This window comes from Candidatus Baltobacteraceae bacterium (assembly GCA_036488875.1).
Taxonomy (GTDB): domain Bacteria; phylum Vulcanimicrobiota; class Vulcanimicrobiia; order Vulcanimicrobiales; family Vulcanimicrobiaceae; genus JAFAHZ01.
The window spans coordinates 221,993-246,046 of record DASXGW010000013.1 but is presented as its reverse complement, the minus strand read 5'-3'; the positions used below and the strand labels follow the sequence as shown (position 1 = coordinate 246,046).

Genomic DNA, 24,054 nt, shown 5'->3' with positions numbered 1-24,054 from the left:
GGCTAGGACGTTTTGATGGCGGCGCTGGATTTCGCCTCTCTAGCCGCCGGGAACCCGGCGCCCGAGAAAAACCGCGCGGCGGCGTCGACCGCTTTTGGCCATAGGCGATCGTCGCAGAACCAGCGGCGCAACGTGAGGGTCATTGGGTTCCAGCTGCCGCTAAGGTTGAGATGATTGGCTCGCGGATCGTCGACGAACGCATGGGGCACGTGCCCGCCGAGAGTCGCTAAATCGACGAAGACGACGCCGTCGGTGAGATGCCGGTAGCGTGGAACGCGTCCAATGAGATTGAGAATCGGTACGTCGCGAGCCGTAACCCACGGCTTCTTATTCGGACGCCAGTGCTTTTCATGCGTAGCAGAGTCCGTCTCCCAATGACCGGCCGTGCCGTTGAGCCACTGCATGAAGGGCGACTCCAAATCCAGATCCTCGATGACGTCCATGGAGAAATGGATCCGGTGCAGCAGCCCGGCGACATGGTCGGTGACGATACCGCCGTTTGGGGCGCCGAGTTGGAAGAGCGCGCCGATCTTCCATTCTGACGCTTGTCGCGAGCGCATCAACCCACGTGCGATGATTCCGCCGGCGCTGTAACCGAAAAGGAGCGTAGGGTCGCCCGAGTTTCCGTTGGCACGCACGCCTGACAGAAACTCCGCGAGCTGATCGATCCGTTCGTTCAGGCCGCCCCTGCCGCCGTCGAACGACACGCACTCGTACCCAACTGCCGCCAACCCCGGCAACCCATTGCGGCCTTCCGCAAAGACCCGCATGCCTTTCCCGCTCTCGTTCCATCCCGGAATCAACACGACGCGCATCAATCTGGATGTACCCAGATCGTCCGCACCAGAATTCCCGCGAACTGGCAAACCCGCATCCCGGCAGAGCCCTTTGCGAGAAAGACCTGTCGGTAGATTTGGCGTGAATCTACGGCATCGAACTCGAACTCGGCGACGGTGAAGGACGCCTTCATATGCTACGGAAGCAAAGCGGGAGGAGGAACTCTTATGACGTTCACTCGACGATTGATGACGCGCGTTCTTTTTCTGCTAGTAAGCCTCACCGTCGCTTGCAGCGGCCCCATCACGTCGAGCGGCGATCGAGCCGTCATACCGGCACAGGACGCCGCACTGCATCCCCACCTACCGTACGTTTTCGTGTATCTCAACTACACGCGCTCGACGATTCACCTGAAATCGTTCGGCAGCCAGTGCATGAGCCGCATTCCGCCCGAGATGTCGATCCGCCCGCAACGCACCGCGGATGTGAGGATCACCACGAGCGCCGGCGGCCGGTGCCTGACACGGCAGTCGGTGTACTACACGACTTACACGGGAGCGCCGGGCGGAAAGTTCGATATCCAGTTCACGAAGAAGGTCCATACTGCGTGGGTAGTGCGGAACTCGGGACCCAGAAATACGATGGTCAGGTTCTGCTGGTATCCCGACGGCCTCGGTGGCACCGCCGTTATCGTCAACGGAACCCGCTGCATCGTTTAAAACGCGGTGCTTTCTAACGAACTCGTGCATCGCGTTTTCTCAGGATCAACCGATAGAGTCGAATTTTGGTGGAGCTGTCGGGGTACTGCCCCCCGACTCCAGAAATCCTAACCGGCGCGTTCTCCAGGCTCAGCTCCCTCGAAGACCGGCATGCCTTTCCCGCTCTCGTTCCATCCCGGAATCAACACGACGCGCATTAATCTGGATGTACCCAGATCGTAGATTGAGAGGGTGGGTATGTTCGTAACGATGACATCCGTGGGTGCGAGAAGCGCCATAACCGCCGGCATGTGCGCGATCGCCAGCGGCGCACTGTTCTTTTTCTCGACGAATCTCGGGTCCATTTGGCCGTTAGCATGGCTCGCCGCCACACCGGTGTTATGGCTCGCATACGGCCGGGCTCGGTCGTGGCAAGTCTTGGCAGCGGCGTTTGCGGCGTTTGCGCTCGGGCAGCTTACGCTGTTCGAAGCCTACGGAATCATGGCGGCCACTCTGGCCGTCCTATTGGTGGTGACTTCGGCCGCATTCGCCGCCGGCGTGTTGCTCGCGCGGCTGGCTTACCGACGACTACCGCCCGCGGCCGCCATACTTGTATTTCCGGCATACTGGACGGCGTTCGAGTTCGCGTTTACGCACCTTTCGCCGAACGGATCGTATGGGTCGATCGCCTACAGCCAGACTTTCGTTCCGGTGCTCATCCAAAGCGCAGCCCTGGTCGGGTTAGGCGGCGTGACGTTTCTTATCTGCGTCGTTGCAAATGCCATCGCGATGATTGCACGAGAACCACGCCGCGCGCTTTGGCCGGCGGTCATAGCGGCCTCACTTGTGCTTGCCAACGTTGCGTTCGGTTTCGTTCGACTCGACGGGCCGGCGCCGCCGCGATACCGCGTTGCGGCCGCCGCAGACGATCGAGTGCGCTTTGGCTGGACCGAAGCGCAAACGCTTGGCATCGCTCGCAGCTATGCTAGGTTGACGACACAATTAGCAGCGCAAGGCGCACACGTCGTCGTGTTCTCAGAAAAGGCTGCGGAGATTCAACCCCAATGGCTTCCGGTATACGAGGTGCTCCGCCAGAGCGCCCGCGTAACCAAAACGACGTTGATCGCCGGTTTTGAAGAGCACGGAACGGAAGTACAAAACGTCGCATTAGTTTTTAGGCCCGACGGATCGATGCTTCGATACGTCAAGCAACGCTTGCTGCTGGGTTTCGAGAACTACCCGGCCGGAACCACGCCGGGTATCATCGGGGACGGCCAAGCCGTCGAGATCTGCAAAGACATGGATTATCCGCACGGAGTGAGGAACGACGTTCGCGGTCGCGATATCAACGTTGTCTTCGTGCCGGCCCTCGACTTCAGCCTCGACGTGGACGCGCACGCGCGACTCGCGATCATGCGTGGTGTCGAAGACGGTTTCGCGGTAGTTAGGGCGTCGCGCTTCGGACTCTTGACGGTTACCGATGCGAACGGCCGTGTCATCGCCTCGGCCGCGTCAGATACAGGCTTGGTGCGCGCGATTGTAGCCGACGTGCCGCTTGGCCCCGGCCACAGTCTCTATCTGTCAATCGGCGATTCGTTCGACTGGCTCTGCGTTGCCTTCACGCTCGTTTGTGCCGGCGTTGGAATGTTCCATCGCAGCGCTCCACGACCGCCGCTGTTCGCCTATTTGCAGACGTAGGCAAAAAAGTATGCTCCTCCGGAACCCGAAAAAGTGAGAGGGGGGCCACTCCTTATCGAGAGCCTGCCGCCGACCGGCTCCGCGTACGGCATGTTGAGGATTTGCCATACCCACGTTTTGAGGTGCTCGAGGTTGGCGATGATGCACTTGGTTCCAGGATATGGCCGGGTGTTCGTTATTTTCATTTTCGGTGAGGTGTGGAAACCGATCTCAAACGACGTCGCGTTTAACGTGAAGCTGTAGAGAAACGCTTTACCCGGACAGGTGATCGGGTGAAAGAAAGGGTCGATGCACTTGACCGAGCCGTACTTCGGGAATCGGCTTCCGTGATAGGCTCCCGTGATGTCTCCGTTGCCGGTGGCGTCCCCACTGACAAAGGTGTTGGATAGTGGCGGATTGGGCGGCGGCCATAGCATCGTGAGCGCGATACCATGGTAGGCAGCGAGGGCTACGGTCGTTCCCTTTTTCTGCATGGCATATTTGATACAGGAACCGTGGAGGTCAAAATTTCCTTTGAAGTCGCAGGGAGAACTTGCGGCGGCTTCTCGCGCTACGCTTGGAATTGAAACGAGTGGTTGTCGCATTACGGGTGGCTGCTGCGAAGCGCCGGGAACGATCGCTCCCGTTCTCGAGCACCCGGTGAGCGATGCGGTGACGGTGATTGCGGTGATGACCCGCGCGCACAGCGAATTCATTCAGTTGAACGATCTCTGAGCTTTTCTAAATCCAAAAATGCGCTAGCCGCGTGCTTGATTGAACTAAGCCGGCTGCATGGCAGCGGCGGAAGATCGTTGAGCCTTAACGCATAGGTCGTAGACCCTCTGCGCCTCGCCGATACCCTCGAATGATGGAGCATCAGGCCCTCCCGACCAGTTCTGCCTACCGCTGAACCACGTCGCTGCGGGCGCGTCGCCAAACGTTATGGTGCCGGTCCCCGCCGGCGCGAGCTCAAGATCGATTTTATTGATGCTGGGCAGGTAGAGTCGTTGAAGTTTTCCGGCCCAGCCTTGACGCAAGATGAGCGCCGAATCGGACGTCACTCCATACCAGGTTTGGCTACGACGGTATGCGTCGACAAAGAATCGACCGGCAATCATGTAAAGGCCAGCGAGGACAAACGGAATGCCCCACAGCTTAAAAAACCAGGGCGTACCGATGCTGACGGCCATCGTCTCCCAAAAGATCGCGAATCCGCCCCACATTAGGCTAAAAGGAACGTAGAGCGCATCGTTGCGATGAAATCTCAATCCACTCGCGGGTCGACCGGTCCACAGCAAATCGGTCGAGCGGATGCCATAACTCTCGAACATTCTCGGTGCTGGAAGGAAAGAACTCATGCCGGGCTTCCCCTTCGCACAATGTTGCCGGGCTTCCGCTGATTTTTGTAAGCGCAATCGGCACTAGTTCTAACGAACTAGTGCGTCGCGTTTACTCGGGATCAACAACCGATAGATTGAAGTTTTGGTGGAGCTGTCGGGGTACTGCCCCCCGAGTCCAGAAAGCCTAACCGGCGCGTTCTCCAGGCTCAGCTTCGATTTTAACTTGATCGCGCGTACGCCTCAAAGCGGGGCTTACCGCGCGCTGCAGACCCTTTTTCTCGTACGAGCGTCGAATCACGCGCTCGCACCAGCCCGAGTTATTGACCGGAGGGCAGAGCGATTCGGGCCGACCCTCTGCGTCCGGTGACTAACCTAAATTAGGCAGCCAGTGCGTATTCGTTGTTGGCAGATATTGCCGTTGCGATCGTTTAAGGAGGGCTCGCAACTCCGCCTGCTGACGCCGACCACGGATCTCCCTGTCGAACCTATTTCAGCCCCGTAGCCAGACAGAAATTGTAACACGGCCAGGCAAGCGCGGGTTGCGGGGGGCTTCTGCCGATAAAGTGAACAAGCATGCCTTCCTTCGAACCAGGCCTTTATAGGCCTTGGCTTCAGCGTACTGCGACCGCGACGCTGTGGATTTACAGCGCCTTGATCGTGGTTTTGCTGCCGGCGTTCCACTTCGTCTTGTTGGCGATCCCCGGCATGCCACCCGACTCGCTGACCTTGCGGCTGGCAGCTTCGGCCGTCTCGGCCACGGTCGCCCTGGCCGTACTCGCCTTCCCGGCGCTTCGGCGCCACTCGGCCGAACTGCAGCTGGTCAATATGCTGCCGGTCGCGATCGTCGTCCCGATTCTCGTCGTCGATAGCGGCAATCATCCGTATTACATCGCGGCCAGCCTACTGGTCGCCGTCGGCGTTCAGCAGGCGTTTTATCGCACGTCGTATCTCGTCGCCACGGCGGTCGTCGCGTGCGTCACCGAGCTCCTCTATTCTGTCTGGGCCGGCGTATTGACGCAGCCGGCAAACATCGTCGCGCTGGCGATTGTGGCGAGCGGTTACGTCATCGCGGTCACGATCGGTGCTCTGCGCATTCGCATTCAGTACAACGAGCTCAAGAGCCGGTTCGAAGCGCTTCGCATGAGAGAGCACCTCGACCGCCTGGCGCACTTCGACACGCTCACGGAACTGCCGAATCGTCAGACGCTCATGGAAGGCCTGGAGCAGAGCCTGCGAACCAATCACGGCTCCCAGTGCGCGGTGCTTTTCCTCGATCTCGACCGCTTCAAAGACGTCAACGACACGCTGGGACATGCAGTCGGCGACGTGCTGCTCCACGCCCTCGCGCTGCGACTGCGTTCGGTCATGCCGCCGAACGCACTGCTCGCGCGTTGGGGCGGCGATGAGTTCGTCGTTGCGCTTCCCGCGGCGGACGGCGCGCCGGCCGCCGAAGACCTCTCCAAACGACTCATCGCTGCGGTTAGCGAGCCGCTGTTTGTCGATGAGTACGAGTTCGTAGTGTCGGCGAGTATCGGCATCGCGATTTCGCCCGAGCACGGCGTGGACGGTGACACGCTCATTCGCAACGCCGACGCCGCGATGTATCGCTCGAAAGAGCCCAACGGCCCGCGCTACACGTTCTTCGAGCCGCAGATGCATCAAGCGGCGCTGCTGCGCCAACAAATTCGTAGCGAGCTGCGCAAAGCGCCGGAGAACGGCAGCCTCGAGCTCTACTACCAGCCGATCGTCGAAACGACGACGACGCGCATCGTCGGAGCGGAAGCGCTGCTGCGCTGGCGTCAACCCGACGGCCGGCTTCTGGATCCCGATCAGTTCATTCCGATCGCCGAAGACAGCGGGCTGATCGTGCCCATCGGACTGTGGGTTCTGCGCACGGCGTGCGCGCAGCTGCGCACCTGGCAGGATGCTCGCGTACCGATGACCGTTGCCGTCAATATCTCGGCACACCAGCTCGCGCATCCGGAGTTTCTTCACGACCTCGAGCACGTATTGCGCGAAAGCGGCGTCGACCCGTCGGGCCTAGAGATCGAAATCACCGAGACGACGATGATGAACTACGTCGACGAGATTCTTTCACGCCTGCACGAGATCAAGACACTGGGCGTCAACGTGACCGTCGACGATTTCGGCACCGGCTACAGCTCGTTCGGTTACCTCAAGCGCTTCCCGCTCGACTCGCTCAAGCTCGATCGCACGTTCGTGACCGGCATCGAGCACCGCGAGGACCGTGCCATCGTGCGATCGCTCATCACGGTCGCGCAGGCGCTCGGAATGAAAGTGACGGCCGAAGGCGTCGAGAGCCGGATGCAGTTTGAGATCCTGGCCGACTCACGCTGCGATCACATTCAGGGATATCTGACGGGGCGCCCGATGGCGCTCCCTGAGTTCGAGCGTTTCTGCGCGCTAGCCGCCGAAACGCGTTAGCGCGTCGCGCCTTCCGGCGGTCGCGTGGCCGCGTGCATGAACGTCGAAACGATCATCATGATGATCGCGCCGTAGAGATCCGCTAACCACCAGCTGATCTGGCCCGTCGTGTAGAAACCGGGCGAGACCTTGACGACGATCGCGAAGAGTATGAAGTTCACGACGATAGAGAACAGCCCGAGCGTGAGGAACGTAATCGGGAAGGTGATGAACCGCAGAATGGGACCGAGGATCGCGTTGACGAGGCCAAAGATGACGGCGGCGATGACCGCCGACGTCACCGTGATGTTGTGATTGAATCCGGGCACGAATCGTGCGATGCAGTACAACGCTACTGCGTTGACGATAAAGCGAACGATCAAGTGCATCGTACCCCCTTCTGCGACCGGGCTTAGCGCTCGAGCGCCTGTTTCACCTTTGCGGCCAAGCTCGCGGTCATCCCTTTGACGGCGGCGATTTCGTCGATGCTGGCGCGCCGAATTCCGGCTGCCGACCCAAAGGTAGTGAGGAGTCGCTTCTTTCGGACCGGGCCCACGCCTTCGAGGCCGTCGAGCGCCGATACGGTCATGGCTTTCGCGCGCCGCTGGCGATGGTAGGTAACCGCAAAGCGATGCGCTTCGTCGCGAATACGCTGCACGAGGTGCAGCGCCGGCGAGTTGGCGGGTAACACGATCGGCTCCGACTGACCCGGAAGATAGAGCCACTCGTGCTCTTTGGCGAGTCCGGCAACGGGAAGGCCCGTCATGTCGAGTTCTTCCATCACCTCGACGACCGCGCTGAGTTGCCCCTTGCCGCCGTCGATGAGCAGCAGGTCGGGCTTTTTGTTGAACTTCTCCTTCTTGGCGAGCTCGCGCTCGAGCGGCGTGTCCTTTTCGTCGGTCGCTTTACGCAAATAGCGCAGCCGGCGGCGCAGCGTCTCCTGCATCATCGCAAAGTCGTTAGGCCCGCGATCGTATTGAATCTTGAAACGGCGGTAGTCGCTCTTGCGCGGCCGGCCTTCCGCAAACACGACCATCGACGCGACGGGATTCGTTCCCGCAATGTTCGAGATGTCGTAGCACTCGATGCGATGCGGCGGTTCGGGAAGCTCGAGCGCGTCGGCCAGGTCGGTGAGCGAGCGCGCCTGAGCCGTTTCCTGCACTTCCTGATGCGCCAGGAACGCCTTGAGATTTTGTTCGGCGTTCTTGCGCACCAGACGCATGTACTCGGCGCGCGCGCCGCGCTGCGGCTGAAGGACGCGCACGCGCTGGCCCTTGGTCTGCGACAGCCACGTTTCGATCGTCGCACGATCCTCGGGAAGGACCTCCGCGAGAATCTCTTTGGGCACCGCGCTCGATTGCGCGGTCGTGAGGCGCCGGCGCGTCTTGAGCGGAATCGGAACCTCGTTGTCCCGCGCAATGCGCACCGTCGAGAGCGGTTCGCCTTCGGGCGCCGCGGCCGTACGCGCGGTATAGAACAGCTTGAGGAACTCTCCCATCAACAGTGCGTCGGACTGTTCGTGCACGCCGTCGAGGATGAAATGTTCCTGGCCGATGAGTTTTCCGCCGCGCACGAGGAAGACTTGCATGCAAGCCTGACCGCGACCGCGCGCCACCGCGATGAGATCCATGTCGAGCCGCGATTTCCAGACGACCTTTTGATTTTCGGTCACGCGCCGCACTTGCACGATCCGATCGCGCAGACGCGCGGCCGACTCGAAGTTAAACAGCTCCGCGGCGTCAGCCATGTCTTGCTGCAACCGCGCGAGCAGCGACTCTTGCTTGCCTTCGAGAAAGAGTACGACCTCATCGATCATGCGATTGTAGTCGTCTTCGGTCTGATAGCCGACGCACGGCGCGAGGCAGCGCTTGATATGATACTGCAGGCAGGGCCGTTTGCGCCGCCCGTCGATCGGCTCGCGGCACGTACGCAGCGGGAAGACCAGCCGCACGAGGTCGATCAGCTCGCGCAGCCCGTGCGCGTTGGTGTACGGGCCAAAGTAACGGGCGCCGTCGTCCTTTACGAAGCGCGTGAATACGACGCGCGGAAACGGTTCGTTCGTCACCTTCAGATAGGGGTAGCGTTTATCGTCGCGCAGCCGAACGTTGAACGGCGGCTGATGCCGTTTGATGAGGTTGGCTTCGAGGATGAGCGCTTCGACTTCGTTGGTGACCACGATCGTGCGAACGTCCCGAACCTTCTCGACCATCGCCGTCGTCCGGATATGATGGACGGCGCTTTCCTGAAAATACGACCGCACGCGGTTGCGCAGCGAGATCGCTTTTCCGATATAGAGAATCTCGCCGTCGGCTCCGATCATCTGATAGACGCCGGGCGCGTCGGGAATTTGCGAGAGGGTCTGCTCGAGCGGCGTCATGGCGACGCTGCGGAGTCACCCCTCGCGCGCGAGCGCAGGAAAACCACTGCGCCGGCGATCGCGACGATCGCAACCGCTAATGCAACGTACCCGCCCTTGCGCACGAGCGGAAGGATGACGTCGAGGTGACCGCCGGCGGAGTAGCCGAGCAGAACCAGTCCGCCGCAGAAAATAGCCGAACCGGCCAGCGTCCACAGGTAGAACTGCACGAGATTCATCTCCGCGATGCCGGCCGGAAATCCGGCGATGCCGCGAATCACCGGCAAGAACCGGCAGATGAACATGGCAAACGTTCCCCAGCGCTCGAAAAACCGGTGCATGATTCCCAGTCGCTCGTGCGTGACGTGGACGTATTTTCCGTATCGCTCGAGCAGCGGTTCGCCGCCGTACCGGCCGATGGCGTAGGCGATCGTATTGCCGCCGAGCTCGCCCGCGACGGCCACCACGATGGTGAGCCAGAGGTTGCTCAGATGCCCGGTGGCGGTAAGGCCGCCCGCTGCAGGCAGCACCAGCTCGCTTCCGATCGGCGCTCCGATATTTCCGAGCACCAAGGCGATGAAGAGGCCGAAGTATCCGTACTGGTCGACGAAGCTGACGACTGCGTGCTCGATGTTTGCCATGCCGGTGATGCTACTCCGCGGCGGGTGCCGTGTTTCGGTTATCCTGAGCGCGGCGAAGGATCTCCGCTGCCAGGCTCGAGCCCTCCGCGCGGAGCGCCTCGTACAAGTCGATTGGGGCGATTTCCCGGTCCCCGGCTCGCTGCTCGGCCAGCGCGACGATTTTACGCAAGCGAGGCGTCACCAGGATTCCTTCCCACAGCCGGTCTTCGCCCATGCCCAGCGCCCGGCGAACTTCCGCGTGCACTTCGCGAGCGTCGATGCCGGTCGCGTCGAGATTATGCAGAACCGAGGGGTCGCGCTCTTCGAGCAAGGCCACCAAGAGGTGTTCCGCGCCAACGTAGTATTGGCTATGATTGCGGCACTCTTGCTCTGCGATACGGAGTACGCGCCGCGAGGCTGGATTGAACCTAGAAAACAAGCCTGCTCCACGGCTCGAGCGGTCGGGCTGGAAATATCGGGGCGACTGGATTCGAACCAGCGACCTCTACGTCCCGAACGTAGCGCTCTACCAAGCTGAGCCACGCCCCGATAAAAACTCCCGCTTATTCGCAGGGATGCGGGAGGGTCCCTGGGTAAGCCAGCCCGTGATTCATGAGATACCTCATCGTGGGGTGCGGCCGCGTCGGTTCCGCGCTTGCGAAGTACCTGGACGCGGACGGACACGAAGTTATCGTCGTCGACGAAAACGCTTCCGCATTCAAACGGCTCGGTCAGAAATTCAAAGGGCGCGTCGTCGTCGGCACCGGCATCGACTACGACGTCCTCAAGCGCGCCGGTGCCGCGACGGCCGACGGCTTCATCGCCGTTACCAACGGCGACAATCGCAACATCATGGCGGCGCTGATCGCGCAGCGGATGTTCAAGATCAAGCGAATCGTCGCGCGGATTTACGACCCGCCGCGCGGACAGATGTACCGCGAGCTGGGCGTGCAGACCGTCTGCCCGACGACCGTAGGCGCCAAGCTGATCCGCGACGTTTTGATGGAAGCACCGTGGGACTCGCTGCAATCTTTCGACCTCGGAAAGCTGACGTCGCTCTCGGCGATCGTGACGCCCGAGGACGCCGGCAAACACGTGAGCGACATCGAGGAACCGGGCCGCATCCGCATCGCGGCGGTTCGGCGCGGAACCGGCGGCGTGATGGTCGCCTCCAACGACCTGGTGCTCGAAGAAGGCGACGAACTCAACGCGGTCGTGGCGCCCGAAGCGATCAGCGAGTTTGCGAAGCGCTTTCACAGCGCGGCTCCGCAACAGCGAATGACGGCGTAGCGTGTTCATTCTGATCGTGGGTGGCGGCAAGGTCGGGTCGTATCTCTCGCGAGCCTTGGTCAATCAAGGCCACGAAGTCGTCGTCGTCGAGAAGGACGAGCGCAAAGCCAAGATGCTCGAGCGGCTCATCGATCGTCAGGTAACGGTCGTGGGCGACGGCTGCGATCCCTTGGTGCTCGAAAACGCCGGCGTCGCGCGCGCGGACGTCGTCGTCGCCGATACGGGCGACGACGAAGACAATCTCGTGGTCGTGCTGCTCTCGAAAAAGAAATCGAAGGCCCGCTGCATCGCGCGCGTGAACAATCCGGCCAACAAACTCATCTTCGATTCGCTCGATACCGAAGATCCCGTCACGGTTATTTCCTCGACCGAACTCATTCTCGACGTCCTCAACGAGCAAGTCAACGCCTCGAAGTACCGCTCGATGCTCGAGACGATGCATCTGTTCGGCAAGGGCAACATGCAGCTCGTAAAGGTCGCCATTCCCGAGCAATCGCCGGTCGACGGCCGCATGCTCGCCGAGATCAACCTTCCGCACAATTCCGTCGTCGTAGCTGTCGATCGGCCCAACCGCGATTTGGAAATTCCAACGGGAGACACCGTGCTGCACGCTGGCGATTCGATGATCGTGATCGTCAAGAACGGCGCCGCGGAGCGAATCCGGGCCATCGTTTCTCGCTAGATATAACCCTTTCGTAAAGCGGTAACGGCCGCTTGTGTGCGATCCGCAGCCGACAGCTTCTCGAGGATGTCGCGAATGTGTCCCTTGACGGTACCGAGCCCGATATGCAGGCTATCCGCTATTTCCGTGTTTGCGTGACCGTCGGCGATGAGGCGCAAGATCTCCGTTTCGCGCGGCGTCAGCGGCGATTGACTTAGCGCGTCTTTTGCATTCGGCGAGAATCTTGCGAGTACGACGTGTGCGATCTGCGGATCGAAATAGGCGCCCCCTTCGGCGGCAATTCGCACGGCGTCGACGATGCGTTCGGGGTCGGAGCTCTTGAGGCAATACGCGTCGGCGCCTGCGGCCAGCGCCGCGACGACTTCTTCTTGCAGGTCGATCATCGTGACGATCACGACGTGCGTTGCGGGCAGCTCCGCTCGGATACGTTGTGTGAGCGCGATGCCGTCGATACCGGGCAAGCCGATGTCGACGACCGCCACGTCCGGATGCTCGCGCGCGATGGCTTCGAACCCGGCAATCCCATCGGGCGCTTCCGCGACGACGTCGAAGGTCGATTCGAGCGTTGTGCGCAAGCCCGCGCGCGTCAATGCGTGGTCTTCGACGATTGCAACCCGTATGCGCGCTTCCACGCTATTCATCTCCATTGGGAAGCGTCAAGGTAAAGACGCTGCCTTGCGGCCCGTTCGGCGCGTACGCCACCGACCCGGCGTGCTTTTCCGCAACACGTCTAACGATGTAGAGGCCCAAGCCGGTGCCGGCGCCACCGCGTACGCCCGAGAAGCGCTCGAATAGCGACGCACGCCGCCCCGGCGGCACGCCGTAGCCGGTGTCGGCGACTGTAATGACTACGTCGGCGCCGCGTCGCTCGGCACTAATGCGAATCGTACCATGTTTCGGCGTCGCTTCGACGGCGTTGGCGACTAAGTTGATGACGGCGCGGCGGATCTCGTGCGCGTCGCCCATGACCGAAAACGGCTGCGCCGTCTCTAGTTCAAGCGCGATTCCCTTCGCTTCGGCAATGGGGCGAAAGTCCTCGGCAATCCGGGTCACCAACTCGTTGCCGGCGAGGCGCTCGCGAACGTTCGACTCTTCCCCCGCTTCGTAGCGTGCCACCAGAAGCAACGTCTCAACGATCCGGCGTTCGTCGGCATTGGCGGACAGTGTGGCGCGAAGAATCGGCTGATACCGTTCGGGCAGTTCGCCGTAGGCTCCCGAAAGCGCCTGATTCATCGTTAGCTCGGCCGCAGACAACGGCGTGCGGAGGTCGTGCGCCAGTGCGTAGACGATGTCCCGAATGACGTCGCCGCGGCGACCGATCTCATCGCTCTGTCGCGCGATTTCACGGTTTTGCTCGCCGAGCTGCGTGAAGAGGCGCGCCTGCTCGAGCGCCGCGCCCGCCTGTTCGGAGAACGCTTCTGTTACGACCAGCGCGTCGGCCGCCAGGGAAGCCGAACCGGCGACGGACCCGATGAGGACGCACTCCATCTCGCCTACCGCTGCGACGGTCGCGACGATCGCTTCTTTTGCGCCCAGCACTTCGAGCGTTAACCGACCCAGCGCGTCGTCCGGTGTCAACCGAAACGGCGCTTTGGCTTCGAGAGCGCGAGTCACGAGCGACGCGAGCTCCATCGACAGACTCTTGCGCCCGTAGGAAACGTCGCCGTCAACTGCTTCGAGCACCATGATCAGCGGAAGAGCAAACGTGGATTCGCGAACGACCAGGCGGGTCTGCGAGGCTCCAAGCAGTTTCATGGACTCGCGGAGAACGCCGCGCAGCACCAAATCGACGTTGAGACTGCCGCGAACGCGGCCGGTGGACTCACGAAGGGCTCGCTCTATTTCGACCTGCCGAGCGCGGCCCGACGACTCGCCGGCTTCGCGCGCGAACTCCTGCGCTTTGACGCTAAGGTAGCCGACGAGCACGAACGACGCTGCGAGCAGCAGGCGATCGCCTAACGCGATAACGTCCCAGCGGTATCCGGATTGAACGCCGTTCACGTATCCCGAGACCGCGTTTGCGATTTCCGCCAGGATGACGAGACGCGCCGTCAGCGCGCTTCGCAGGGCCGTGCTGCTCAACGCGATCGGCCCGTTGAAGAGAATCGCCGCCACGAGGAGCTGCGGGGTCACGAGGTCCAGGACCCACACGGCGGCCACCAGACCGTAACAGAGCAGCGGCAGCACGGGATGGCCTTCTCGCTCGCGAAGCACCCGCCTTGTGAAGGATCGTTCCGAGAAGGCCGAGGAGCTGTTGCGCGAGCTCGGCGGCCGCGCGCGTCTGGTAGTCTATGTCGCGAGCGCGCCGGGCGCCGGCAAGACCCGCCGTTTACTTGAGGACGCCCGCCGCATGCAAGCTGCGGGACGACACGTCGCGATCGGGTGGATCGAGACGAAGGGACGTCCCGATCTCGAGCGCGTGGCCGCGCAGCTGTCGCGCATCCCCCCGCGAAAGGTGAAGCTCGGCGACAGCTTCTTCGAAGATTTCGATTACGAGACGGCACTTCAGAGCAAGTTCGATGTCGTCATTCTCGACGAACTCGCGCATGACAACCTCGACGGCGGTACGCACGCTAAGCGTTGGCAGGATGCGCTTGCGTTGAAGGAGCACGGTATCAGCGTTTACGGTGCTTTCAACATCGCACACGTCGAAACCGTAGCGCCAGTCGCGGAAGGCCTGATCGGATATCCCATCCGGGAAATCATTCCGCTCTCGTTTTTGCAATCGGCCGATGAGGTCGTCGCGCTCGACGTCTCCTCGCGGCTTCTGCGAAGCCGGGTGCGTGCCGGCAAAATCGTCAATGACGGCGACATTGAACGCGCGCTGGCGGGCGTCTTCAAAGAACAGACGCTCTCCATCCTGCGGGAACTGCTCTTGCGCACCGTCGACAACCTCGCTCTGCCTGCCGTCAAAGCGGGGAGGACGTCGGTTGCGACCGCGTTTGTTTATCCAAATACGGAAGTCGAACCATTTCTCCGGCGGACGGCCGCCGTTGCTCACGCGCTCGATCTGGCGCTCGAGGTCGTGCCCGTCAATGCGGCGGATCGCACCGCGGTCGAGCGCGTCGCGCGCGAGCTCAACGGAGAAGTGCTGCGGGAATCGATGGACCCCGAGAAGGCGCCGTCTAATGCTTTGAGGGCGTCACTGGTTGCCGTTCCGATCGGGAAGGCGGCCGCAAAACTCGCCGGCGCTCCCCAGCCGTACGACCTGTTTATCGTAGGCAGCGGCCAGACGTACATTGGCGAGAATCCGAGCCAGTCGCCGTACTCGCAAACGGTCGGCGATCGGATGCGCGTCGGGTACGGAAAACTTACCGTCTACCTTGGCGCCGCAGCCGGCTCCGGCAAAACGTATGCCATGCTCGACCGCGCACATCAGCTCAAGGCTGACGGGGTCGACGTCGTCGGCGGCTTTATCGAGACGCACGGTCGAAAGGAGACCGAAGCGCTTCTAGACGGTCTCGAGATCTTGCCGTCCAAAATCATCTCGCACGACGGACTGACCTTTAAAGAGTTCGATCGCGATGCCCTGATCGTAAGACACCCGCAGGTAGCGCTCATCGACGAGCTGGCGCATACCAACGCAGCGGGCTCCGTTGCGCCGAAGCGGTTCCAAGACGTTCTCGCGGTGCTGCGAGAGGGCATCGACGTCATCACGACCCTCAACGTGCAGCACCTCGAAGCGCTCAGCGATACCGTCTTGCGATTAACCGGCACGCTCGTACGCGAGACGCTTCCCGACGGCATTCTCACGCTCGCCGACGAAGTTATTTTGATCGACATCACGCCGGAAATGCTGCGTCAGCGTCTTCGCGAGGGCAAGATCTATCCGCCCGATCGAGTCGAAACGGCGCTAACGCATTTCTTCCGCACGGAAAATCTCTTCGCGCTCCGCGAGCTCGCACTGCGCGAAGCGTATCGCGCGCGCTATCGCGAGCACATCGCCTCACCGTTCGAACGAATATTGCTCAGCGTCGGCTCGCAGGCCATCGACATACCGATGATATCGCGCGCGGGTCGCCTCGCCGCTCGCCTAGGAATCGAGTTCGCGATCGCACACGTCGTTGGACCCGACGATCAGGTAGACCCTGCTGCCGTAGAGACGATGCGGACGGAGGCGCGCAAGACGAATATCGAGTGGAACGACGATAAGGCCGACGAGGTACCCAAGCGCTTGCTCCAGATCGCTCGATCGAAACCCGAGACGACGATCGCGATCGGCGGCACGCAGCGTACTCCGCGCCTCTTCGCACGCCCGTCCTTTGCCCGCAGCCTTCTCGATGCCGGGGCACGCGAGTTGCTCGTGCTGATGCGGCCGAAGATCGAGGATGTTACGCTGCCCGAAGACTAGCTACGCCGTTACGATGTTCCCGTCCCAGTTGCCGCCCGCGGGAACAGACGCATGTTGGTGAATTAACCGCCATTCGTTGTTGCGCTTTTCAAAGCAGTCCGTTTGGCGTGCCAGTACAAGTTTACTTTCGCCGCTCTTAAGCACGATGTTGACCTTCTGAACGGTGCACACGATCCCCATGTTTCCGTTTAGCATCACCTCCATGTCGAGGATGTCGACTTTGCAGGAGGCAAAGCCGCCAAATACTTTGTCGAACATCTTCAGTGCCGGCTGAACGCCCTTCGAGGCAAATGCCGGAATGTCGAACCACAGCGCATCTTCGGCCCAGTGCCGCGTGCTCTGCGTCCCGGTCATGGATTCTGCCATTTCCTTCACGATCGAAACGATCGCTTGCTCATCCGAGTCCATCGTCGTCGTAGTTCTCCCTTAGCTGGGCTTCAGTCCGTCTAACGCGAGGTTGAGCTCGAGCACGTTGACGTGCCTCTCGCCCAGAAAGCCAAACGTTCGCCCTTGCACGTGTCGAGCGATAAGCGCGTCGACCGCGACGACGCTCATGTTGCGCGCTTTCGCGACGCGCGGCGCTTCCCAATACGCCGCTTCCGGGCTGACGTCGGGATCGATCCCACTCGCGCTCGACGTCACGAGATCGATCGGCGGGGCACCTTTTGCGCCGGGATTCTGCTTCTCCAGCGTGGCGATGGTCGCTTTTGTTGAATCCAAGAGCTTTTTCGACGTCGCGCCGTAGTTGGTACCGCCGGTTGAGGTCGGATCGTAGCCTTTGCCGGCAGCGGACGGACGGCCTTGAAAGTACTGCGGCTTGGTCCAGAGCTGCCCAATGATCCACGACCCTACGATCCTGCCATTCACCGTGACGAGCGAGCCGTTCGCCTGCTTTGGAAAGAGCGCTTCCGCTACGCCGGTCATCGCGAGCGGGTAGATCAGGCCGAGAATGACGATCGACACGACCGTCATCCGGAAGGCAGCACCAAAGTGTTTGAGCATTTCTTCTTCCTACGTTCTAGTTAAGTGCAGCGCAGCCAAGATCACATCGATGACCTTGATCCCGACGAACGGAATGATGATACCGCCGACGCCGTAGAGCATCGCATTTTCGAAGAGCACGCGATTGGCGCCCTTGGGCTCGTACCTCACGCCCCGAAGCGCCAGGGGAATCAGAGCGATAATGATGAGCGCGTTGAAAATGACGGCGGAGAGTATTGCGCTCTGAGGAGTGGTCAATCGCATCACGTTGAGCAGCCCCATTGCCGGATAGGCAGTCGCGAACATCGCAGGAAGAATCGCAAAGTACTTTGCGACGTCGTTAGCGATCGAGAACGTGGTTAGCGATCCGCGCGTCATCAGCAACTGCTTACCTATTTCTACCACTTCGATCAGCTTGGTCGGATCGGAGTCGAGATCGACCATGTTGCCCGCTTCTTTAGCCGCCTGCGTACCCGAATTCATCGCCACGCCGACATCGGCCTGAGCCAATGCGGGCGCGTCGTTGGTGCCGTCGCCGGTCATCGCGACCAGACGGCCGGAGCCCTGCTCGCGCTTGATGAGATCCATCTTGGTTTCCGGAGTCGCCTCGGCCAAGAAATCGTCGACTCCGGCTTCTTTGGCAATGGTTGCCGCCGTGAGCGGATTGTCGCCGGTAATCATCACCGTGCGAATGCCCATCGCGCGTAGGCGATCGAAGCGTTCGCGCATGTTCGGCTTGAGAATATCCTTTAAGTAGATAACCGCCATAATTAGCTCGTTGCGAGCCAAGAGCAGCGGTGTGCCGCCCGCGCGGGCGATCCGGTCGACCTGTGGCGCAAGCTCCGACGATGGATTGCCGCCCTGCTCGCGTACCCACGCCATCACCGAATCCGGCGCGCCCTTGCGAATCTTTGTGCCGTCGGCCAAATCGAGGCCGCTCATGCGCGTATACGCGCTGAACGGCACGAACGTCGATCCGGACGGGGTCTCGCCGTTTCGCGATCCCTGTTGTGCGGCCAGCGCGACGATCGAACGTCCTTCGGGCGTCTCATCGGCCAGCGACGAGAGATACGCGATGCGCGCGACGTCTTTTACATCTATGCCGTCGGTAGTGACGAACTCGACCGCCTGGCGATTGCCAAGGGTGATCGTGCCCGTCTTATCGAGCAGCAGCGTGTCGACGTCGCCGGCGGCCTCGACCGCGCGGCCGCTCATTGCCAGCACGTTGCGCTGCATGACGCGATCCATGCCTGCGATGCCGATGGCCGACAGCAGACCACCGATCGTCGTGGGAATGAGACATACCAGCAGGGCGATGAGGATCGTAACGCTTTGATGTTGCCCGCCGTAGATCGAAAACGGCCCAAGCGTTGCCACCGCGATCAGAAAAATAATCGTCAGTCCCGCGAGAAGTATCGATAAGGCTATTTCGTTGGGCGTCTTCTGCCGCTTCGCACCCTCCACGAGCCCGATCATCCGGTCGAGGAAGCTTTCGCCCGGATTCGCGGTGACGCGAACGACGATGCGGTCGGAAAGCACCCGCGTGCCCCCGGTCACCGAACTGCGGTCGCCGCCGGCTTCGCGAATGACCGGTGCGGATTCGCCCGTGATCGCGGACTCGTCGATGGTTGCGGCACCTTCGATCACGTCGCCGTCGGCGCCGATAACTTCGCCCGCGTCCACGACGAAGCGGTCGCCTTTGCCCAAACTCGTGCTCGGGACCTTTTCCTCGCCGCCCTCAAGCAAAAGGCGCGCCAGCGTATCGGATTTGGTGCGGCGCAGATAATCTGCTTGCGCCTTTCCGCGCCCTTCCGCAACGGCCTCGGCGAAGTTCGCGAAGACAACGGTAAACCAGAGCCACGCAGCGATCGCGAAGTCGAAGCCGGCATTACCGCTGTGGCGCAGGACGTTGCGCACGAAGAAGATCGACGTCGTCAGCGCGCCGACTTCCACGACGAACATCACGGGATTGCGCACTTGCCAGTGCAGATCGAGTTTTTTGAACGACTCGGCGATCGCGCGGATGACGATATCGCGGTCGAAGAGCGAGCGGGCCTGAGGACGACGCTCAAAGCGTCTGTGCCGAACGAACATTAGTAGGTTTTCCCTTGCAGCAGCAGCAGGTGTTCGACGATCGGACCGAGCGAGTCGGCCGGCAAGAACGTCAACGCGCCGACGATGATGATGACGCCGAGAAGTAACGCGACGAAAATCGGCGAGTGTGTAGCGAAGGTGCCGGGTCCCTCCGGCACGGCTTTCTTTCCCGCGAGCGCACCGGCGAGTGCCAGCGCCGGAATGGCGACGGCAAATCGCCCGAACATCATGTTCATGCCCGTTACGAGGTTGTAGAACAGATTGGGTCCCAAGCCGCCGAACGCGGATCCGTTGTTGGCGTTGGTCGACGTAAAGGCATACAGAATCTCGGAGAACCCATGGGGGCCACCGTTGTTGAGGGTCGCTAATCCGACCGGAATAATGGCGGCGACGGCGGTCGGCACCAAGCAGAGCACGGGTGTCACGAGCGCCGCGAGAATCGCAAACTGCACCTCGCGCCGCTCGATCTTCTTCCCAAGAAACTCCGGTGTCCGCCCCACCATCAGCCCGGCGATGAACACGGTGAGCACGACGAAGACGATCATGCCGTAGAGACCGCTGCCGACACCGCCGAAGACGATTTCGCCCAGCTGCATGTTTACAAGCGGAACCAAACCGCCCAGCGGCATGAACGAGTCGTGCCACGAGTTCACGGCGCCGCACGACGTATCGGTCGTGACGGTAGCAAAGAGCGCCGAGGCCGACACGCCCAGCCGGCACTCCTTGCCCTCCATGTTCCCACCGGCGACACCCATCGCGTGCACGAGCGGGTTACCTTGCGCTTCGGCCCAGTATGCCAGAGTAAAGCCTGCAAAAAACAGGATCGCCATCGCCGCAAAAATGGCCCAGCCCTGGCGCACGTCTTTGACCATCTTGCCGTACATGTACGTCAGGCCAGCGCCCAGTGAGAAGATCAGAATCAACTCGATGAGGTTGGTCAGCGGCGTGGGATTCTCGTTCGGGGATGCCGAGTTCGCGTTGACGAACCCACCGCCGTTAGTACCGAGCTCCTTGATGACCTCCTGTGAACCCATCGGACCGCCGGTGATCGTTTGCCTGAAGCCCTCGATCGACACGACGTTCTGATACGCGTGGAAGTTCTGCGGCATGCCCGAGGCCACGAAATAGAGGCCGACCACGATCGAGATCGGCAGCAGCAAGTAAAGCGAGCAGCGCGTCAGATCGACCCAAAAGTTGCCCAGCGTCTTGACGCTGGTCCGAACGACGCCGCGAACCACTGCGACGGCAATGGCGATACCAACGGCGGCCGAGACGAAGTTATGCCATGCCAATCCCGCCATCTGCGAGAGATAGCTCATGGTGCTCTCGCCGGAGTAGAACTGCCAGTTGGTATTCGTGGTAAAACTGATCGCCGTGTTGAATGCCAAGTCCGGCGTCATATTGTCGAAGTGCTGTGGATTGAACGGGAGCCACTTCTGCGTGCGCAGCAAAACGTACAGATAAGCAAAGGTGATGACCGAAAACGCCAGCATCGCAAAAGCGTAAGCGTACCACGACATCTCCTGATCTTCGCGCACGCCGCCCAAGCGGTAGATGAGCCGCTCGACCGGCTGCAATACCCGCGAGAGCCACGTCTTCTCTCCCGAGAAGACGTGCGTCATATACAAACCAATCGGCTTGGTCAGCGCTAAGACGATTGCGAAAAAGACGATGGCTTGAATCCATCCGGTGGCCGTCATCGCTATACTCCCTAGAACCTCTCCGGTCGCAGCATCGCGAATACCAGATAGGCGAGCCCCGCGACCGTCAGCACGAGGCCGAGCAGGTCGTCGAATTGCATAACGCTAGACCGTCTCGCAGCCGGTGACGTACCAATCGAGGACGACGAATCCGGCGATCGACAGCGCGATGACTCCCAACTCCAACAACATGCTTCCAGCATAGGGCCGCGCCGCACCGGCCGCCAGCCGCCGAACGGATCATCCAAACGAAGGATGCGAAACGTCCGATTGAAGGCTGCCCGGGGGGCGCAGCGCCTTCTACAATGACGACGCTATGTCGTTCGCACCAATCTTCGCGGCCCTGCTTCTTGCGCAAGGATCGCCGTCGCCCTCACCGTCGCCGAGTCCAAGCGCTCCTAGCGACCCGTGCGGTTCGATCATGTCCATCGTGAACCGCCCGACGATCACGACCGGAGTGTGCACGGTGCAAACCGGTCACTTCGTGGTCGAAAACGGCTACTCGAACGCCACGACCACCGGACCCGGCGGCGGCAATACCGTCATGGCCGGACAGAACGACGTCGGCATCGCCTTCGGAACGTTCGACCCGCACCTCGACATCGAGTTCACTCCGCCAAACTACGCGCGCTCGTCGCTAGGCGGCGTAACCGCTACCGGCTCAACCGATATGACGTTGGGTGCCAAATACGAACTCGGATATACCGGCAAAGCTCTGTGGGGTGTGGCCGGATTCGCCACCGTTCCGTCTGGAACGCCGGCATTTACGGCGCATAACGCCCAGTTTACCGGCGACTTCAACTGGGGTTACACGCTCAACCCCACATTCAGCCTCGCGACGACACTTTCAGGCAACGCTCTGAGCGGGGTCAACTCCGGCGGCCAATCGCAGTCGTACTTCGCGTTCATTCCCTCGCTGGAACTCGAGGCAACCCTCCCTGGATCGCCAAACGCGCTCTACGGCGAGTACGCGTACTACTCAGCAGCGGGCCCAAATCTCGGCGGAAAAGACGTCTTCGACTTCGGCTACATTCGTGATATCGGACAACACGTGCAGCTCGACGTCGAGTACGGCTGGTCGCCGACGGTTATCAACGCGGAGCAATACCACTACGTGGGCGCAGGGATCTCGTTCATGAACTAGTACCGTGGCGGCATGGGTCGAGGCCGTTTCGTCGTCGCAGGACTCTCTTGTGCGTTCGCAACCGCGCTCTTCACCGCACCGGCGTTGGGCCAAACCGCTCCGTCAGCCACCCCCACGCCGAACCCGTGCGACGGAATCCTCAATCTCATCAATCGGCCCACCTTGGCGTCGGCACCGTGCGCCGTCGCCCCGAATCACGTGCTCGTCGAGAGCGGCTATGCGAACGTCGTTTCGACCGGGGCGGGAAGCGGTGTCGCGGCAAACTATCCGCAGGCCGTCATTCGCGTCGGCACCTTCGATCCGAAGTTCGAGTTCGATATTTTCGCTCCCAACTACACGCATTCAAACGGTGCCCCGAGCGGGTGGGGTGACCTTGCGCTCGGTACGCAGTTCAATCTCGGCTCGAACGACAAGGCCGTCTGGGGAGGCGGCGCTATCGTCTCGATCCCTACCGGCAACCAAGCCTTTACGGCCGGCGGCGCGCAATACACCGCCGACTTCAATTGGGTCTACAATCTCGGGCCGGTTTTCGGCCTATTCGGCACCGAGAGCTTCAACGCGCTCAGTGCTCGCAGCGCTTCGGGCGCGGCGCAATCCTACTTTGCGTTCGAACCGTCGACCGGCATCAGCGCGCAGCTTTCTCCAAACATGGTACTCTATGGCGAGCACACGTACTTCTCGCAAGTTGGTCCAGGGCCCGGCAGTAAGAGTTCATTCGACTTTGGATACGAACAGGCTCTCAACTCGCATATCGAACTCGACGTCGAGTACGGGTTCTCACCACCCGATCCTACCGGACTGAAACAGCACTACTTCGGCGCCGGCCTAGCGTTCATGAACTAATGCGCGGCGGACGACGCGGGACGCACTCAAGCTGCCTGCGATAATCGTCGCGACCGCGACGGCAAAGCTCGCGTCGATCATCGCCTGACGATACGGCATGGCCGCGGGAACGGCCAATGCCAGCGCAATGGAGAGCGCTCCGCGCATACCTGCGATCCGCACGACGTCGAGCCACGGCCGCGGATAGGGAGCTGGCAATAGGAAGGCTGCGACGACGATGCGCGACAGCGCGATTGCGATGAGGCACGCCGCGATAAAGGCCGGCTCGCGGGCAACTTGGCCGATCTGCAACGCAGCGCCGACTAAGAAAAACACGAGAGCGTTTGCCGCCCAGGCCGCCAGATCCCAGAACCGGTTGACCTCCTCGACAATCCTGAGTGCGATCCATCGGCGCTCGAAATATCGCAGTGCGATGCCGCAAGCGATGACGGCGAAGATGCCCGATAGGTGAAGACGGTCGGCGGCAAAGTACGACCCGTACGCGCAGACGACCGTGCCTGCGATTTGCACTTCCGCACGGCTTCTGCCGCGCAGAGTGCGCGCCACGGCAAATGCGAGCGCAACACCGAATGCGATGCCGCCGACCGCGCCGGACAACGTTTGGAGCGCTACTACTCCGACGTCCCGCGAACTCAGCGCCCCCAGCGCGATTCCCGCGAGGACGCCGCGATAGAGTACGACGGCGACCGCATCGTTGAAGAGGGCCTCGCATTCGACGATCGTCACGAGAGTTTTCGGAGCCTTGATCGATCGGAAGATGGCGATAACCGCGATCGGGTCCGTTGCGCTCAAGATTGCGCCCATCAATAGTGCCGAAGCGATGTCGACGTGCACGATCGTCAGAGCTCCGGCAACGATGAGCGCGGTAACGAATACGCCGGGACCAGCTAAGGTCGCGATCGCGGCCCACTGACGCACGATCGCGCGATAGCTGAGATTCCACGCCGCCTCGAAAAGCAGCGGGGGCAGAAACACGTACAACGTCGCGTAACCGAGTGCGTACTCGAACTTGCCCGGCTCGGCCACGCCCACCAAGACGCCGATTGCTAAGGCGACGGCGATTTGCCAAGCTTTCAT

General features: G+C 61.3%; 23 protein-coding genes, 1 tRNA gene and 1 other RNA gene. 8 read left to right on the top strand and 17 right to left on the bottom strand.

Going from position 1 to position 24,054, the window contains the following annotated elements; all coding sequences use genetic code 11:
* Positions 1 to 2: 2 nt before the first annotated feature.
* The gene (locus VGG89_15745; GenBank protein HEY1978004.1) at positions 3 to 815 is read right to left on the bottom strand and encodes a hypothetical protein; all 813 of its coding nucleotides are present in this window, start codon (positions 813 to 815) and stop codon (positions 3 to 5) included.
* 189 nt (positions 816 to 1,004) lie between these two features.
* On the opposite strand from VGG89_15745, the gene VGG89_15740 reads away from it, so the two are divergent.
* Both VGG89_15740 and VGG89_15735 read left to right on the top strand, forming a co-directional pair.
* Positions 1,005 to 1,496: a hypothetical protein gene (locus VGG89_15740; GenBank protein HEY1978003.1), complete on the top strand. Its 492-nt coding sequence runs from the start codon at positions 1,005 to 1,007 to the stop codon at positions 1,494 to 1,496.
* Positions 1,497 to 1,754: 258 nt separating this feature from the next.
* Complete coding sequence (locus tag VGG89_15735) at positions 1,755 to 3,173, top strand: hypothetical protein (protein HEY1978002.1); 1,419 nt, start codon at positions 1,755 to 1,757, stop codon at positions 3,171 to 3,173.
* On the opposite strand, the gene VGG89_15730 is transcribed toward VGG89_15735, so the two are convergent.
* From VGG89_15730 to ssrA, 3 genes are all read right to left on the bottom strand, one after another.
* Entirely contained in the window at positions 3,158 to 3,868 is a 711-nt protein-coding gene (locus tag VGG89_15730) for a hypothetical protein (protein ID HEY1978001.1), read from the bottom strand. The genes VGG89_15735 and VGG89_15730 overlap by 16 nt on opposite strands.
* Positions 3,869 to 3,931: 63 nt before the next feature.
* Entirely contained in the window at positions 3,932 to 4,510 is a 579-nt protein-coding gene (locus VGG89_15725) for a hypothetical protein (GenBank protein ID HEY1978000.1), read from the bottom strand.
* 125 nt (positions 4,511 to 4,635) lie between these two features.
* Positions 4,636 to 4,990: a transfer-messenger RNA gene (gene ssrA / locus VGG89_15720) on the bottom strand.
* A gap of 159 nt (positions 4,991 to 5,149) precedes the next feature.
* On the opposite strand from ssrA, the gene VGG89_15715 reads away from it, so the two are divergent.
* On the top strand, positions 5,150 to 6,937 hold the full coding sequence (locus VGG89_15715; GenBank protein ID HEY1977999.1) for an EAL domain-containing protein: 1,788 nt from the start codon (positions 5,150 to 5,152) through the stop codon (positions 6,935 to 6,937).
* On the opposite strand, the gene VGG89_15710 is transcribed toward VGG89_15715, so the two are convergent.
* The 5 genes from VGG89_15710 to VGG89_15690 form a co-directional block, all read right to left on the bottom strand.
* A complete protein-coding gene (locus VGG89_15710; GenBank protein HEY1977998.1) occupies positions 6,934 to 7,305 on the bottom strand; it encodes a phage holin family protein in 372 nt (123 codons plus the stop codon). The two genes, VGG89_15715 and VGG89_15710, sit on opposite strands and share 4 nt — an antisense overlap.
* Positions 7,306 to 7,328: 23 nt before the next feature.
* Complete coding sequence (gene uvrC, locus VGG89_15705; protein HEY1977997.1) at positions 7,329 to 9,293, bottom strand: excinuclease ABC subunit UvrC; 1,965 nt, start codon at positions 9,291 to 9,293, stop codon at positions 7,329 to 7,331.
* Positions 9,290 to 9,913, bottom strand: a complete 624-nt coding sequence (locus VGG89_15700) for a DedA family protein (GenBank protein ID HEY1977996.1) — start codon at positions 9,911 to 9,913, stop codon at positions 9,290 to 9,292. The genes uvrC and VGG89_15700 overlap by 4 nt, the downstream gene beginning before the upstream one ends.
* A 10-nt stretch (positions 9,914 to 9,923) precedes the next feature.
* A complete protein-coding gene (locus VGG89_15695) occupies positions 9,924 to 10,331 on the bottom strand; it encodes a Clp protease N-terminal domain-containing protein (protein ID HEY1977995.1) in 408 nt (135 codons plus the stop codon).
* A 36-nt stretch (positions 10,332 to 10,367) separates the two neighbouring features.
* A tRNA-Pro gene (locus VGG89_15690) sits at positions 10,368 to 10,441 on the bottom strand.
* Between the two features lie 63 nt (positions 10,442 to 10,504).
* Here VGG89_15690 and VGG89_15685 point away from each other — a divergent pair.
* Together VGG89_15685 and VGG89_15680 are read left to right on the top strand one after the other, a co-directional pair.
* Positions 10,505 to 11,182, top strand: coding sequence for an NAD-binding protein (locus VGG89_15685; GenBank protein HEY1977994.1), 678 nt, complete (start codon positions 10,505 to 10,507; stop codon positions 11,180 to 11,182).
* 1 nt (position 11,183) lies between these two features.
* The gene (locus VGG89_15680) at positions 11,184 to 11,864 is read left to right on the top strand and encodes a TrkA family potassium uptake protein (protein HEY1977993.1); all 681 of its coding nucleotides are present in this window, start codon (positions 11,184 to 11,186) and stop codon (positions 11,862 to 11,864) included.
* Here VGG89_15680 and VGG89_15675 read toward each other — a convergent pair.
* Together VGG89_15675 and VGG89_15670 are read right to left on the bottom strand one after the other, a co-directional pair.
* Positions 11,861 to 12,496: a response regulator transcription factor gene (locus VGG89_15675; GenBank protein ID HEY1977992.1), complete on the bottom strand. Its 636-nt coding sequence runs from the start codon at positions 12,494 to 12,496 to the stop codon at positions 11,861 to 11,863. The two genes, VGG89_15680 and VGG89_15675, sit on opposite strands and share 4 nt — an antisense overlap.
* 1 nt (position 12,497) lies before the next feature.
* Positions 12,498 to 14,078, bottom strand: coding sequence for a HAMP domain-containing sensor histidine kinase (locus VGG89_15670; GenBank protein HEY1977991.1), 1,581 nt, complete (start codon positions 14,076 to 14,078; stop codon positions 12,498 to 12,500).
* Positions 14,079 to 14,085: 7 nt separating this feature from the next.
* On the opposite strand from VGG89_15670, the gene VGG89_15665 reads away from it, so the two are divergent.
* Positions 14,086 to 16,215, top strand: coding sequence for a hypothetical protein (locus VGG89_15665; protein HEY1977990.1), 2,130 nt, complete (start codon positions 14,086 to 14,088; stop codon positions 16,213 to 16,215).
* Here VGG89_15665 and VGG89_15660 read toward each other — a convergent pair whose 3' ends face one another.
* From VGG89_15660 to kdpF, 5 genes are read right to left on the bottom strand one after another with little or no spacing between them, the layout of a single operon-like run.
* Positions 16,216 to 16,623 (bottom strand): nuclear transport factor 2 family protein, encoded by a 408-nt coding sequence (locus tag VGG89_15660; GenBank protein HEY1977989.1) that lies wholly within the window; start codon positions 16,621 to 16,623, stop codon positions 16,216 to 16,218.
* An 18-nt stretch (positions 16,624 to 16,641) separates the two neighbouring features.
* Complete coding sequence (gene kdpC, locus VGG89_15655; protein ID HEY1977988.1) at positions 16,642 to 17,217, bottom strand: potassium-transporting ATPase subunit KdpC; 576 nt, start codon at positions 17,215 to 17,217, stop codon at positions 16,642 to 16,644.
* A 9-nt stretch (positions 17,218 to 17,226) separates the two neighbouring features.
* Positions 17,227 to 19,290: a potassium-transporting ATPase subunit KdpB gene (gene kdpB / locus VGG89_15650; protein HEY1977987.1), complete on the bottom strand. Its 2,064-nt coding sequence runs from the start codon at positions 19,288 to 19,290 to the stop codon at positions 17,227 to 17,229.
* Positions 19,290 to 20,990, bottom strand: a complete 1,701-nt coding sequence (gene kdpA / locus VGG89_15645; GenBank protein ID HEY1977986.1) for a potassium-transporting ATPase subunit KdpA — start codon at positions 20,988 to 20,990, stop codon at positions 19,290 to 19,292. Before kdpA ends, kdpB begins: the two co-directional genes overlap by 1 nt.
* A gap of 11 nt (positions 20,991 to 21,001) precedes the next feature.
* Positions 21,002 to 21,091: a K(+)-transporting ATPase subunit F gene (kdpF, locus tag VGG89_15640; protein HEY1977985.1), complete on the bottom strand. Its 90-nt coding sequence runs from the start codon at positions 21,089 to 21,091 to the stop codon at positions 21,002 to 21,004.
* Positions 21,092 to 21,306: 215 nt separating this feature from the next.
* Between kdpF and VGG89_15635 the strand changes: the two genes are divergently transcribed.
* Together VGG89_15635 and VGG89_15630 are read left to right on the top strand one after the other, a co-directional pair.
* The gene (locus VGG89_15635; protein ID HEY1977984.1) at positions 21,307 to 22,134 is read left to right on the top strand and encodes a hypothetical protein; all 828 of its coding nucleotides are present in this window, start codon (positions 21,307 to 21,309) and stop codon (positions 22,132 to 22,134) included.
* Between the two features lie 12 nt (positions 22,135 to 22,146).
* Positions 22,147 to 22,977 (top strand): hypothetical protein, encoded by an 831-nt coding sequence (locus VGG89_15630; GenBank protein ID HEY1977983.1) that lies wholly within the window; start codon positions 22,147 to 22,149, stop codon positions 22,975 to 22,977.
* On the opposite strand, the gene VGG89_15625 is transcribed toward VGG89_15630, so the two are convergent.
* Positions 22,960 to 24,054, bottom strand: a complete 1,095-nt coding sequence (locus VGG89_15625; GenBank protein HEY1977982.1) for a sodium:proton antiporter — start codon at positions 24,052 to 24,054, stop codon at positions 22,960 to 22,962. The two genes, VGG89_15630 and VGG89_15625, sit on opposite strands and share 18 nt — an antisense overlap.

What these genes read in the sequence shown, in the direction of transcription:
- VGG89_15745 (HEY1978004.1), bottom strand. Translation starts at nt 815, where the DNA reads ATGCGCGTCGTGTTGATTCCGGGATGGAACGAGAGCGGGAAAGGCATG.
- VGG89_15740 (HEY1978003.1), top strand. Translation starts at nt 1,005, where the DNA reads ATGACGTTCACTCGACGATTGATGACGCGCGTTCTTTTTCTGCTAGTA.
- VGG89_15730 (HEY1978001.1), bottom strand. Translation starts at nt 3,868, where the DNA reads ATGAATTCGCTGTGCGCGCGGGTCATCACCGCAATCACCGTCACCGCA.
- VGG89_15725 (HEY1978000.1), bottom strand. Translation starts at nt 4,510, where the DNA reads ATGAGTTCTTTCCTTCCAGCACCGAGAATGTTCGAGAGTTATGGCATC.
- VGG89_15710 (HEY1977998.1), bottom strand. Translation starts at nt 7,305, where the DNA reads ATGCACTTGATCGTTCGCTTTATCGTCAACGCAGTAGCGTTGTACTGC.
- uvrC (HEY1977997.1), bottom strand. Translation starts at nt 9,293, where the DNA reads ATGACGCCGCTCGAGCAGACCCTCTCGCAAATTCCCGACGCGCCCGGC.
- VGG89_15700 (HEY1977996.1), bottom strand. Translation starts at nt 9,913, where the DNA reads ATGGCAAACATCGAGCACGCAGTCGTCAGCTTCGTCGACCAGTACGGA.
- VGG89_15685 (HEY1977994.1), top strand. Translation starts at nt 10,505, where the DNA reads ATGAGATACCTCATCGTGGGGTGCGGCCGCGTCGGTTCCGCGCTTGCG.
- VGG89_15660 (HEY1977989.1), bottom strand. Translation starts at nt 16,623, where the DNA reads ATGGACTCGGATGAGCAAGCGATCGTTTCGATCGTGAAGGAAATGGCA.
- kdpC (HEY1977988.1), bottom strand. Translation starts at nt 17,217, where the DNA reads ATGCTCAAACACTTTGGTGCTGCCTTCCGGATGACGGTCGTGTCGATC.
- kdpB (HEY1977987.1), bottom strand. Translation starts at nt 19,290, where the DNA reads ATGTTCGTTCGGCACAGACGCTTTGAGCGTCGTCCTCAGGCCCGCTCG.
- kdpA (HEY1977986.1), bottom strand. Translation starts at nt 20,990, where the DNA reads ATGACGGCCACCGGATGGATTCAAGCCATCGTCTTTTTCGCAATCGTC.
- kdpF (HEY1977985.1), bottom strand. Translation starts at nt 21,091, where the DNA reads ATGCAATTCGACGACCTGCTCGGCCTCGTGCTGACGGTCGCGGGGCTC.
- VGG89_15635 (HEY1977984.1), top strand. Translation starts at nt 21,307, where the DNA reads ATGTCGTTCGCACCAATCTTCGCGGCCCTGCTTCTTGCGCAAGGATCG.
- VGG89_15630 (HEY1977983.1), top strand. Translation starts at nt 22,147, where the DNA reads ATGGGTCGAGGCCGTTTCGTCGTCGCAGGACTCTCTTGTGCGTTCGCA.
- VGG89_15625 (HEY1977982.1), bottom strand. Translation starts at nt 24,054, where the DNA reads ATGAAAGCTTGGCAAATCGCCGTCGCCTTAGCAATCGGCGTCTTGGTG.